This is a genomic window from Actinoplanes sp. NPDC049118, assembly GCF_040648555.1.
Lineage (GTDB): Bacteria > Actinomycetota > Actinomycetes > Mycobacteriales > Micromonosporaceae > Actinoplanes.
In genome coordinates this window covers 45,483-57,782 of record NZ_JBEZDY010000022.1, presented here as the reverse complement: position 1 = coordinate 57,782, position 12,300 = coordinate 45,483, and the positions used below count along the sequence as shown (strand labels likewise).

Sequence of the window (12,300 nt, the reverse complement as noted above, 5' to 3'; positions counted from 1 at the left end):
CTGGAGAAGCAGATGAACAACAGGATGAGGTTCGTCGCCGTCAACGGCTCGGAGCGGGCCGACGGCAACACCAGCGAGCTGCTGGCGCACGCCGCCGAGGTCCTGGACGCGCGCGGCGTCGACCTGGACGTGATCAACCTCGCGGAGTACCGGCTGACCGGCTGCGGGCCGTGCGGCGACTGCAACGCCCGCACCGAGCCCTGCGTGCTGGTCGGCGACGACCTGCCGGCGCTGGTCGACCGGATGACCCTCGCCGACGGGGTCATCCTGGCCGCGCCCGTGCACGGCTTCGGGCTCTGCACCACCATGCAGGCGTTCATCGAACGGGCCGGCGTGGGCTACCTGCGCTTCCAGCGGCCGCTGACCAACAAGGTCGGCGGGGTCATCGTCGTGGGCCGGCGCTACAGCCACACCGAGGTCTACCACCAGCTCGTCGACAACGTGCTGCTCAACCGCATGGTGATGGTCGGCGCCGGCTTCCCGGCGATCCTGTACGGCAACCACCGCGGCGAGGCCGTCCGCGACGAGGAGGGCGTGGAGATGATGGACCGGATGCTGGTCCGGATGGCCGCCATGGCCCGGGTCCTCGCCGAGCACCGCGAGTTCACCGGCCGCGACGTGCTGGAGGTCGACCAGGACAACGAGCGCGACGACCGCTGGTTCGCGCGCCGGTACGACACGGCGAAGGCGACGGCATGAGCGCCACCGCGGTCGGGTCGGAGTGGATCTCCTGCGCCTTCCGGCGGCCCGCCGCCACCGTGCGCCTGTTCTGCTTCCCGTACGCCGGCGGCGGCGCGACCGCCTTCCAGCCGTGGGTGCCGCGGCTGCCCGCGACCGTGGAGGTGTGGCCGGTCTGCCTTCCCGGGCGCGAGCAGCGCCTCTTCGATCCGGCGTACACGAGCCTTCCCGACCTGGTGGCGGAGCTGCGCGAGGCCCTGGCGGGCCCGATGGCCGACTCGCCGGTGCCGGTCGCGTTCTTCGGCCATAGCCTGGGCGCGCTGCTGGCGTTCGAGCTGGCCCGCTCGCTGCGGGAACACGGCGACGCCGAACCGTCCACGCTGGTGCTGTCCGGCCGCGCCGCGCCGCACCGGGCGCCCGGGCGGCGGCTGGCGACCCTGCCCGACGACGCGTTCGTCGCCGCCGTGCAGCGGTTCGGCGCCACGCCGTCGGCGGCGCTGGACCACCCCGAGGTGCGGGAGCTGTGCCTGCCGATGCTGCGGGCCGACTTCACCATGGCCGAGACCTACACCTACCGTCCCGGCCCGCCGCTGGACTGCCCGGTGACCACCTGGGCCGGCAAGGACGACCCGGGCGCCACGCCGGACCTGGTCGAGCAGTGGGCCGGTTACACGACCGGGCCGGTGCGGCACCGCACCTTCCCGGGCGGCCATTTCTTCCTGCACACCGACGGATCGGTGTTCGACGCCCTGGCCGAGGACCTGAGCCGGTCCCGCTGACCCTCGCGGAAAGAAAACCGACCGGCCGGTATGTACATACCAGCCGGTCGGTTTTATGCTTCCCGGGTGGGAGAGGTCAGCATGCAGCGGGTTCCAGCCACCGCCAAAGGGGAGGCGACGCGGGCGCATCTGCTGCGCACGGCCGCGGCGATCTTCGCCGAGCGGGGATACGCGGCGACCACGCAGGGCGACCTGATCGCCGCGTCCGGGCTGACGAAGGGCGCCTTCTACTTCTACTTCCGCAGCAAGGCCGACCTCGCCCTCACGGTGCTCCGGGAGCAGAAGGGCCGATGGCTCACGGAGGTCGGCGAGCGGGTGCTCGCCGAGCCGACGGCCGCGGGGCAGCTGCGGGCGCTCGTGCCGGCCATGCTCGACCTCATCTCGCGCGAACCGGCGGCGTGGAGCGTCACCCGATTGACCCGCGAGCTGTCGGCCGATCCGGAGCTGGCGGTCGAGGTCTCCAAGGTCCCGGCCGAGTGGGTCGCGTTCATCGCCGACGTCGTGCGGCGCGGTCAGGCCGACGGCGACCTGCGGGGCGGCCTGCGGCCCGAGGTGGTCGCGTCGGTGCTGATCGGCGCGTTCGACGGGCTGAAGGACCTGACCGGCGTGCTGGAGCCCGAGGGCGACAACTCGGCGGCGTTCGTCGAGCGGGTGCACACCCTGCTCGCGATCGTGGAGCTCGCCCTGATCAACCCGGTCTGACCGGTCCGCTGCTTCCCGCCGCTCAAGAATCTCTGGCATAAAAAAAACAAACCTACCGGTCGGTTTTCCTCAGGAGGAACAATGCAACTCAACGGACAGACGGCCCTGATCACCGGGGCGTCGAGCGGCATCGGAGCCGCATACGCGCGGGAGTTCGCGGCGCGTGGCGCCGACCTCGTGCTGGTCGCCCGCGGCGAGGCGGCGATGCGGGCACTGGCCGGCGAGCTGCGCGGAGCACACGGCCGCCGGGTCGAGATCGTGCCCGCCGACCTCGCCGAGCCCGGCGCCGCGGACCTCGTGGCCGAGCGGGTGGCCGCGCTCGGGATCGAGATCGACCTGCTGGTCAACAACGCCGGCTTCGGGATGCACGGCGACTTCGCCGGCGCCGACGCCGGCCGGATCACCGCGCAGATCCAGCTCAACTGCGTCGCGCTCGTCGACCTGACGCGGCGGTTCCTGCCCGGCATGGTGGCACGCGGGCGGGGCGCGATCGTCAACGTCGCGAGCACGGCCGCGTTCCAGCCGCTGCCGCACATGGCGGTCTACGGCGCGACCAAGGCCTTCGTGCTGTCGTTCAGCGAGGCGCTGTACGCCGAGGCGAGGCCGGCCGGGGTGAAGGTGCTGGCGATCTGCCCGGGCGCGACCGAGACGCCGTTCTTCGACGTGGCCGGGGAGGACGCGGCGGTCGGCCGCAAGCGCACCCCGGAACAGGTGGTGGCCACGACGCTGTCGGCCCTGGGCCGCGGACGGCCGAGCCGGGTCGACGGCCTGGCCAACGCGGTGCTGGCGGTGGTGACGAGGTGGGCGCCGAGGCGCATGGTGATCGCGCTGGCGGGTCGCCTGACCGCACCGCGCGAGGGCGCCACCGTGTGAGGTGACGCGGGCCCGGCTCAGGCCAGGAACTCCTCGACGAGGGCGTGGAAGGCGCCGGCACTGTCGATCTCGACGTGGTGCCCGGCGGCCGGCAGCACCGCCACCGCCGCCGACGGCAGGCCCTCGGTCAGGGTCCGCATCCGCGCGCCGGTGAGCAGCGCGCCGGGCACCGCCGGGTCGGCGCCGATCGCCAGGGTGTCCGCGCCGACCCGGGATAGCAGCGCACCCCAGTCCACCTCGCCCTGCTCGCCCTCGACCATGGCCCGGAACACGCCGTCGTCGGTCTCGGCCAGCGCCCGCGCGATCATCCGCCGCCACGCCTCGGTGCGGGCCGGCGTCGCCGCCAGCTCCCGGAAGATCTCGTCGACCGGGCGCCGGCGCAGCTCCCGGAACCGGGCCATGTCGGCGCGCACGACCGGCCAGTCCCCGCTCAGCAGCACCGGCGGCTCGGCCGCCACCAGCCGCCGGATCCGGGCCGGTGCGGCGCCGGGTTCGCACCGGCCGGCGGCCGCGTGCAGCGCGACGGCCGCGCCGAGCGAGTGCCCCAGCACGTCCACGACCGGGCCCAGCCGGGGCAGCACGGCCCGGATGTCGGCCGCGTAGTCGACGAACCGGTACCCACCGGGCGGGCGCCCGCTGCCGCCGTGCCCCCGCAGGTCCAGGCAGTAGACGGTCCGGCCGGCCGACAGCCGCTCGGCGCTGGCGGAGAACGTGCGCCACGACTCCCAGATGCCGTGCAGGACCAGCAGCGGCGGCGGCCCGGGCGGGCCCGTCCAGCGGGCGGCGTGCAGTCGCACACCCGCGCCGGGCAGGTCCAGGTGGTGCGGCTGACAACCCATCCGAGTTCTCCTTCGGCGCCGTGCGGGGAGGCCCCGCGCGGGGATGGTGCACCGCCGGGGTCTACGGCCGGTTACGTAACCGGCGCCGAACCGGCGGTTCCTACCGTGGCCGGACCGAGCGCTTTGGCGCGGTGAGAGAGGAGCTACCGTGACGTCTTCGCTGCCCATCGGAAATGCGGTCCCGAGTGGACCCGGCACCGGTGGACCCGCAAGCACGGACCGGGGCCGCCAGGCGTGGCTCACCTACCTCGCCGGCGCGCCGGTCACGGTCGAGCTGCCGCTCGACCACCTCCGGCCGCTGGAGCGCGACCAGACCGCCGCCCGGGTGCCGGTGCCGGTGCCGCCGGGTGTGCTGGCGGCGCTGGCCGACCTCGACACCGACGCGTCGACCGGCTGGCTGGCCGCGTTCACCGCGCTGCTGGTCCGCTACACCGGCGACACCGAGCTGGTCGTCGGCGTGCCGGTCGGCGACGCCCGCGACGGTACGGACGCGCAGCCCGCGGTGGCCCGCCGGATCGTCGCCCCCGCCGGGGTCACCTTCCGGGAGCTGCTCGACCGGGTCGAGGCCGCCGAGGCGGCGGCCAACCGCCTGGTCCCGTTGCCCCTGCCCGAGGTGGGCGCGCTCACCTGGCCGGACGAGGTGCCCGGCACGGTGGCCCCGTTCGCGGTCGGGTTCGTCCGCGGCGACGCACCCCGCCTCGCGGCCGGCTGGGCCGGCGCGGACCTCACCCTGGCCGTCGACGCCGAGGGCCGCGGCGCGCGCCTGTATTACGACGCCGCGCTGTTCGTCAACCGCACCGCGGCCCGCCTCGCCCAGCACCTCGCCACCCTGCTGGGGGAGCTGGTCGCGCACCCGGACCGGCCGGTGACCCGGGCCCGGCTGCTCGGCGCCGACGAGCGTCGCCGGGTGCTTGTCGACTTCAACGACACCGAGGTCTCGTACGCCGACGAGCGGCCGTGGGCGGCGCGCATCGCCGACCTCGCCCGGCGCCGTCCGTCCGCGCCGGCCGTCCGCGACCGCGGCTGCAGGCTCACCTTCGCCCAGCTCGACGCCGCCGCCAACCGGCTCGCGCGGGAGTTCCACGCCCGCGGGCTGCCGGCCGCCGGCCGGGTCGCGCTCTACCTCGACCGCAGCGCCGGCGCGGTGGTGGCCACCCTGGCCGCCCACCGGGCCGGCGCCGCCGTCGTGCTGCTCGATCCCGCGCAGCCGTCGGCCCGTACCGAGATGATGGCGGCCGAGACCGGACCGGACGTCGTCGTGACCACCGCCGCGCGGCTCGCCGACCTGCCGGACGCGCTAGCCGAGCGGGCGGTCTGCCTGGACCGCGACGCCGCGGCCGTGGACGCGCACCCGGCGACCGCGCCGGAGGTCGCCGCGCCGGACGCCGACGACATCAGCCAGATCGCATACACCTCCGGCTCGACGCACGAGCCCAAGCCGGTGCTGCAGCGCCACCGCACCCTGGACAACCTGGCCGACTGGACCTGCCGGGCGTACGGGGTGAGCGCCGAGGACCGGGCCAGCTGGATCTCCGCGCCGGGCTACGGCATCGGCATGCTCGAGTGGATGCCGTTCCTGGCCTGCGGCGCCGAGATCAACATCGCCGACGCCCGGACCGCGGCGACGGCGAACCGGCTCCGCGACTGGCTGGTCGCCCGGGGCGTCACCCACGCGCTGGTCCTCAACCACGTCGCGGAACGCCTGGCCGGGCTCTTCTGGCCGGAGCGCTCGGCGCTGCGGATCCTGGTGTCGGTCGGCGAGCCGATGCGGCACTGGCCCGCGCCGTCGCTGCCCTTCGAGGTGGTCGCCTGCTACGGCGCCACCGAGGTCGGCGCCGTGACCAGCAGCTACGACCTGGCCGGCGGCGTGCGCTGCACGTCGCGGGCGGTGCCCGAGGACGACCGGGCCGTGCGCGTACCCTCGGTCGGCCGGCCGATCGCCAACCTGCGGGTGTACCTGCTCGACCAGCACCGCAACCCGGTGCCGATCGGGGTGCCCGGCGAGCTGTACGTCGCCGGCGCCGGGCTGGCCGCCGGCTACCTGGACCGCCCCGAACTCGCGGCCGAGGCCTTCGTGCCGAACCCGCTGCCGGAGGAGCCCGAGCCGGTGCTGTACCGCAGCGGCGACCTCGCCCGGTACCGCGCGGACGGCACGATCGAGGTCGTCGGCCGGGCGGACAGCGTCGTGCGGATCCGCGGCCACCGGGTCGCGCTCCGCGACGTCGAGGCGGTCGTGGCCACCGACACCGGGGTCCGGGAGACCGCCGTGCTGGCGCACACTGACGACGACGGCGCGGTCCGGCTCGTCGCGTACGTGGTGCCGGCCGACGAGGCCGCGTTCTCCAGCCGGACCCTGCGGCACAGCCTGGCCAACCAGCTCCCGTCGCACCTGCTGCCGAGCGCGGTCGTCCGGCTGCCCGGCCTGCCCTGGCTGCCCAACGGCAAGCTGGACCGCCGGGCCCTGCCGGCACCGCCGGCGCCGGTGACCAGCGCGCCGCACGTGGCCGCCCGCACCCCGGTCGAGCGGGAGCTGACCGACCTGTGCGTCGAGGTGCTCGGCGTGGAACGGATCGGCATGGACGACGACCTGACCGGCGCGGCCGTGCCCGCCCGCCTGCGGGACGCGTTGCGCGCGCTGGTCGCCAGCCGGTACGACCTGGAGCTCGACGACTCCCGGATCACCTCGATCGGCGCCATCGCGGCCCTGGTGGACGCGGCACGCGCGGGCGCCGACGACGCGTTCGGCGCGCTGCCCCCGGTCGAGCACCACCCCGAGGCGCGCTTCGAGCCGTTCCCGCTCACCGACACCCAGCAGGCGTACTGGATCGGCCGCAGCGACGCGGTCGAGCTGGGCAGCGTGGGCTGCCACGGCTACTGGGAGTGGGAGAGCACCGGCCTGGACGTGGCCCGGTTCCGCACCGCCTGGTCCCGGGTGCTGGAGCGGCACGACATGCTGCGCGCGGTCATCAACCCGGACGGCACCCAGCGCATCCTGGCCGACCTGCCGGACTACGAGATCCCGCTGCTGGACCTGCGCGAGCACGACGCCGCCGCGGCCGAGGGCGAGGCGGCGAAGCTGCGCGACCACCTGTCGCACCACGTGGCGCCGGCCGACACCTGGCCGCTGTGGGACGTCCGGCTCACCCTGCTGCCCGGCGGCCGGACCCGGATCCACCTGAGCCTCGACCTGCTGATCATCGACGCCTGGAGCTACTTCCAGATCCTCGTACCCGACCTGGTCATGTTCTACGAGGACCCGCAGGCGGTGCCGGCCCCGCTCGAGCTGTCCTTCCGGGACTACGTGCTGGCCGCCGACGTCGCCCTCGAACAGTCCGAGGCCTACCGGCGATCCCGCCGGTACTGGCTGGAGCGGCTCGACGAGGGGCTGCCGGACGCGCCGGAGCTGCCCCGCGCCCCCGGCTCCGGCGACCTCGGCGATGTCCGGTTCACCCGCCGGGAGCACCGGCTGGACCCGGCGGCCTGGAGCCGGCTCAAGGAACGGGCGCAGACCGCCGGTACCACGCCGTCCGGTGTGGTGGTCGCCGCGTTCGCCGAGGTGCTGCGCGCCTGGAGCGGCAACGACCGGTTCACCGTCAACTTCCCGCTGTTCAACCGGCTGCCGTTGCACGACGACGTGGACGCCCTGATCGGCGACTTCACCACCACCTCGCTGCTGGCCGTCGAGAAGGTCGACGGCACCTTCGCCGAGCGGGCCCGGTCCATTCAGGAGCGGCTCTTCGAGGACCTGGAACACCGCCACTTCGGCGGCGTGCGGGTGATGCGCGAGCTGGCCCGGCGCGGCGGCGGACACGCCGGCGCGGCCTTCCCGGTGGTCGTCACCAGCCTGCTGGGTCAGCCGCCGCGGCACTTCACCACCGCGCTGGGCGATGCGATACACACCAGCACCCAGACGCCGCAGGTGACGCTGGACTTCCAGGTCTCCGAGGTGGCCGGTGCGCTGCACTTCAGCTGGGACAGCATCGACGAGGTGTTCCCGGCCGGGATGCTCGCGGACATGTTCGACGCGTACGGCCGGCTGCTCGACCTCCTCGTGCGGGACGCGGCGAGCTGGCGCAACGAGCGCTTCCCGCTCGTGCCGGGCGAACAGCTGCGCGTCCGCGAGGAGATCAACCGTACCGACGCGGAGCTGCCGGAGCTGCTGCTGCACACCCCGGTGGCGGAGCACGCCGCGCGGCGGCCGGACTCGCTCGCGGTGGTCGGCGGCGACGTGCGCCTCACGTACCGGGAGCTGGACCGCCGGGTGAACCAGGTCGGCCGGCGGCTGCGCGCCGACGGCGCGCGCCCGGGCACGCTTGTGGCCATCGTCTCGGAGAAGGGCTGGGAGCAGATCGTCGCCGCGCACGGCGTCCTGGCCTCCGGCGCCGCCTACCTGCCGATCGACGCGGACGTGCCGACCGAGCGCCTGCACTACCTGCTCGAGCACGGCCGGGTGGACACGGTGCTCACCCAGGCCGCGGTCGACGCCCGGGTGGACTGGCCGGACTCCGTGCGGCGCCTGCTGGTCGACGGCGACTTCGACGACGTCGACCCGGGGCCGCTGGAACCGGCGCAGGAGGTCAGCGACCTGGCCTACGTCATCTACACCTCCGGCTCGACCGGCCGCCCGAAGGGCGTCATGGTCGACCACCGGGGCGCCGCCAACACCATCCTGGACATGAACCGCCGCCTGGGCATCGGCCCTGACGATTCCTGCCTGGCCGTCTCCGGCCTGCACTTCGACCTGTCCGTGTACGACACGTTCGGCATGATCGCCGCGGGCGGCACCGTGGTGCTGCCGCCGAGCGCGCCGAACCCGGAACCGGCGCGGTGGGCCGAGCTGATCCGCGCGCACGGCATCACCTTCTGGAACTCCGTTCCGGCGCTGCTGGAGATCCTGGTCGGCCACGCCGAGGGCGCCGGGGAGTCCCTTGCCCCGCTGGGCGCGGCGGTCCTGGCCGGCGACTGGATCCCGGTGACCCTGCCGGACCGGTTGCGTGCCGTCGCGAGCGGCGTACGGGTGATCGGGTCCGGCGGGCCGACCGAGAGCTGCGTCTGGTCAGTGGTGTACCCGATCGGCGAGGTGGACCCGGCCTGGCAGAGCATCCCGTACGGGCGGCCGATGACCAACCAGCGCTACCACGTCCTCGACGCCCGGCGCGAGCACCGGCCGGTGTGGGTGCCCGGCGAGATCTACATCGAGAGCCCGGTCGGGCTGGCCCGCGGGTACTGGCGCGACGAGGAGCGCACCGCCGCGCAGTTCGTCCGGAACCCGGCCACCGGCGTCCGGATGTACGCCTCCGGCGACCTGGGCCGCTACCTGCCCGACGGCACCATCGAGATCCTGGGCCGCACCGACTTCCAGGTGAAGATCCAGGGTCACCGCATCGAGCTCGGCGAGATCGAGACGGTCCTGGCCGAGCACCCGTCGGTCGACCGGGCGGTCGCGGTGGCGTCCGGCGCCACCCCGCAGACCCGCCGGCTGGTCGCCTACGTGACCGCGGCCGGCGCCGAACCCGCGCCGGCGGAGCTGACCGCGTTCCTGGCCGGGCGGCTGCCGCGGTACATGGTGCCGGGCTCGATCAGCGTCCTCGGCGCGTTGCCGCTGACCGGCAACGGCAAGGTGGACCGGCGCGCGCTGGCCTCGCTGACCGGGCAGCGCGACGACAGCCGGGACCACGTCGCCCCGGACGGGCCGGTCGAGGAGCTGATGGCGGCGATGTGGGCCGAGCTCATCGGGCTCGACCAGGTCGGCCGGCACGACAACTTCTTCGAGCTGGGCGGCAACTCGGTCATCGCGACCCAGCTCGTTTCCCGGGTGCGGGAGATGTTCGGCGTCGACCTGCCGCTGAAGGCGATCTTCACCGCTCCGACCGTCGCCCAGGTCACCGAGGCACTGGTCGCCGACCCGCTCCGCGCCGGTGCGGTACGGGCCGTCGCCGATCTGCTCGCCGGCCTCGACGACGGCGACATCGACGCCCTCCTCGAGTGAGTGCCGGGGACCCGGCGGTCCCCGTAGCCCGTCCGTCCGCATCGCACCTCCGTGGGAGCAGACCATGCCGATCATCGGAATCGATCACGTCATGCTCGCCACGGGCGACCTCGACACCGCCCGTGACGCGTTCCAGGCCTGCCTGGACCGGCCGGCCCGGCCGGGCAGCCGGCATCCCGGCTGGGGCACCGCCAACGCGGTGGTGCGGTTCGCGGACACGTACCTGGAGTTGATCACGGTCTTCGACCGGGACGTGGCCCGGTCGCGTCCGGCCGGGCGGCGGCTGGCCGACGTGATCGACGCCGGCGGCGGCTGGGCGGCGCCGGTGCTGGCCGCCACCGACCTCGACGGCACCTGCCGGGCCCTGCGCGGCCGGGGGATCGAGGTCGCGGCGCCGGTCGACGGGGAGTCGGTGCGCCCGGACGGGCGCCGCCGGCGCTGGCGGATCGGCGTGCACGGCGACGAGTTCCGCACCGGCCGCCTGCCGTCGATGATCGAGTACCTGGACCCCTGGCCGGAGGACGACCCTGCTCCGGCCGAGCTGAACCGCAACGGCATCCGGGGCCTGGCCGGCGTCGAACTCGCGGTGCCGGACCTGCCGGCCCGGACCGCCGAGTACGCCGCCCTGCTCGACACGGCGCCGCTGATCGGGGACTTCAGCGCCGCCTGGACGCTGCCCGACGGCCGCCGCCTGCGCCTGGTCACGCCCGGCCGGTGTGGTGACCCGGTCGACGTCCACCTGGGACGGCTGGGCCCGGGGCTGTTCCAGGTCGACCTCGCCGTTGAGGCGCCCGAGCGCCTGCGGGGGGTGCTGCCGGCCGATGACGACCTCGTCCTCGACCCGGCCGCCACCGCCGGGGCCCGGCTGCGCCTGGTCGACGCCGCCCGGGTGGGCGGGCCGCGACGGCCGCCGGCGCAGACCCGTCCGACAGTCCACGCATCAGGAGGTATCCGACCGTGACCACGTACGCCGTACCGACCGCCAGCACGCCACGGTCCCGGATCCGGACTGTCGCCACCACCGTCGCCGGCAACTTCATCGAGTACTTCGACTGGCTCATCTTCGGGCTGTACGCGCCGATCCTGGCCCAGCACTTCTTCCCCGGCGGCAACCCGCTCACCGCCGTGCTCGGGGTGTTCTCGGCGTACGCGACCGGCATGCTGTTCCGGCCGCTCGGCGGCATCCTGGCCGGCACGCTCGCCGACCGCCGCGGCCGGCGGGTCGCGCTGCTGCTGTCGATCACGCTGATGGGCGGCGGCAGCCTGGTCATCGGGTTGCTGCCGGCGTACGCGAGCATCGGCATCGCGGCGCCGATCCTGCTGTTTCTGGCCCGCGCCGCGCAGGGTCTCTCCGCCGGCGGCGAGTGGCCGGCCGCCGTGTCGTACCTGATGGAGCTGGCACCGAAGAACCGGCGTTGCCTGTACGGCAGCTACTTCGCGGTCAGCTCGGCCGCCGGCGGGCTGGCCGCCGCCGCGCTGGGGCTCGGGCTCGGCGCGTTCTTCGGCGCGGGCGCCATGGCGCAGTGGGCGTGGCGGGTCCCGTTCCTGGTCGGCGCGGCCCTGTCGGTGATCCTGCTGCTGCTGCGCCGGCAGCTCGCGGAGAGCGAGCCGTTCGCCCGGGCGCGCCGCACCCGTCCCCGCGCCAGCCTGCGCCGGCTGCTGCGCGAACACCCCCGGGCGGTCGCGCTGGCCGCGCTGTTCGTGGCCGGCGTGACGATCAACACCACCACCTGGACGACCGTGGTGCCGGCGCTGGCGCAGACCAGGCTGCACGCCGACCCGGCGGTCGTCTACGCGGCGGTCAGCGCGTCGATCGCGCTGGCGATGCTCGTGCAGATCCCGTTCGGGCTGCTGGCCGACCGGATCGGGGTGCTGCCGATGCTCACCGGCAGCCTGCTCGGCTTCGCCGTGGCCGGCCCGATCGCCCTCGCCGCCATGGCACCCAGCACCGGGCGCCTGGTGCTGAGCATGGGCACCGGGCTGGTGCTGATGGCGTGCCTGACCTCCGTCATGCCCAAGCTGATGGCCGCGCTCTTCCCGGTCGACCTGCGGGCCAGCGGAATCGGCCTGCCGCACGGCATCGCCAACTCGCTGGCCGGCGGCCTCACCCCGTGGCTCGGCACCTACCTCGCCGGACACGACCGCTTCGGCTGGTACCTGGCGCTGCTCGTGGCCGCGGCCGCGCTGGCCTGGGTGGCGGGCTGGAGCGCGGTGCGCAGAATGTCCGTTGAGTCCGCCGACCCGGTCGCCGGCCCGGCGCCGCGGAGCGAGCCGCTGGTCGCCACGGCGGCGGGACGCGACGGCTGACGGGCAGCCGCGCCGACAGGGCCGCTGGACACCGACAGGGCCGCTGGACCAGGAGGGTCCGGCGGCCCCCGCGCGCCCGGCACCTTGCCGCGGTGAACCACCGCGATCCTGCCGCGCCCGGCTCGGCGGCACG

General features: G+C 74.8%; 8 protein-coding genes. 7 read left to right on the top strand and 1 reads right to left on the bottom strand.

The genetic code is table 11. From position 1 onward, the window contains the following. Window positions 1–12 precede the first annotated feature (12 nt). The 4 genes from AB0B58_RS30230 to AB0B58_RS30215 all read left to right on the top strand — a co-directional run bounded on the left by AB0B58_RS30230 (window position 13) and on the right by AB0B58_RS30215 (window position 3,032). Window positions 13–699, top strand: a complete 687-nt coding sequence (locus AB0B58_RS30230; RefSeq protein ID WP_360230426.1) for a flavodoxin family protein — start codon at window positions 13–15, stop codon at window positions 697–699. After that, window positions 696–1,457 carry an alpha/beta fold hydrolase gene (locus tag AB0B58_RS30225; protein WP_360230424.1) on the top strand — a complete coding sequence of 254 codons (762 nt, stop codon included), beginning with the start codon at window positions 696–698 and terminating at the stop codon, window positions 1,455–1,457. Before AB0B58_RS30230 ends, AB0B58_RS30225 begins: the two co-directional genes overlap by 4 nt. A 66-nt stretch (window positions 1,458–1,523) precedes the next feature. After that, window positions 1,524–2,159, top strand: a complete 636-nt coding sequence (locus AB0B58_RS30220; protein ID WP_360230422.1) for a TetR family transcriptional regulator — start codon at window positions 1,524–1,526, stop codon at window positions 2,157–2,159. Window positions 2,160–2,240: 81 nt separating this feature from the next. Beyond that, window positions 2,241–3,032 carry an SDR family oxidoreductase gene (locus AB0B58_RS30215; RefSeq protein WP_360230420.1) on the top strand — a complete coding sequence of 264 codons (792 nt, stop codon included), beginning with the start codon at window positions 2,241–2,243 and terminating at the stop codon, window positions 3,030–3,032. A 17-nt stretch (window positions 3,033–3,049) separates the two neighbouring features. Here the strand turns inward: AB0B58_RS30215 and AB0B58_RS30210 are convergent, their stop codons facing one another. Next, window positions 3,050–3,871: an alpha/beta fold hydrolase gene (locus AB0B58_RS30210; protein WP_360230418.1), complete on the bottom strand. Its 822-nt coding sequence runs from the start codon at window positions 3,869–3,871 to the stop codon at window positions 3,050–3,052. A gap of 148 nt (window positions 3,872–4,019) precedes the next feature. On the opposite strand from AB0B58_RS30210, the gene AB0B58_RS30205 reads away from it, so the two are divergent. The 3 genes from AB0B58_RS30205 (at window position 4,020) to AB0B58_RS30195 (ending at window position 12,167) form a co-directional block, all read left to right on the top strand. Next, window positions 4,020–9,860 carry an amino acid adenylation domain-containing protein gene (locus AB0B58_RS30205; RefSeq protein WP_360230416.1) on the top strand — a complete coding sequence of 1,947 codons (5,841 nt, stop codon included), beginning with the start codon at window positions 4,020–4,022 and terminating at the stop codon, window positions 9,858–9,860. A 64-nt stretch (window positions 9,861–9,924) separates the two neighbouring features. Continuing rightward, entirely contained in the window at window positions 9,925–10,821 is an 897-nt protein-coding gene (locus tag AB0B58_RS30200; RefSeq protein WP_360230414.1) for a VOC family protein, read from the top strand. After that, a complete protein-coding gene (locus tag AB0B58_RS30195) occupies window positions 10,818–12,167 on the top strand; it encodes an MFS transporter (protein WP_360230412.1) in 1,350 nt (449 codons plus the stop codon). The genes AB0B58_RS30200 and AB0B58_RS30195 overlap by 4 nt, the downstream gene beginning before the upstream one ends. Window positions 12,168–12,300 lie beyond the last annotated feature (133 nt).

Coding starts and splice junctions, on each gene's coding strand:
- AB0B58_RS30230 (WP_360230426.1), top strand. CDS start 13: ATGAACAACAGGATGAGGTTCGTCGCCGTCAACGGCTCGGAGCGGGCC.
- AB0B58_RS30225 (WP_360230424.1), top strand. CDS start 696: ATGAGCGCCACCGCGGTCGGGTCGGAGTGGATCTCCTGCGCCTTCCGG.
- AB0B58_RS30215 (WP_360230420.1), top strand. CDS start 2,241: ATGCAACTCAACGGACAGACGGCCCTGATCACCGGGGCGTCGAGCGGC.
- AB0B58_RS30210 (WP_360230418.1), bottom strand. CDS start 3,871: ATGGGTTGTCAGCCGCACCACCTGGACCTGCCCGGCGCGGGTGTGCGA.
- AB0B58_RS30200 (WP_360230414.1), top strand. CDS start 9,925: ATGCCGATCATCGGAATCGATCACGTCATGCTCGCCACGGGCGACCTC.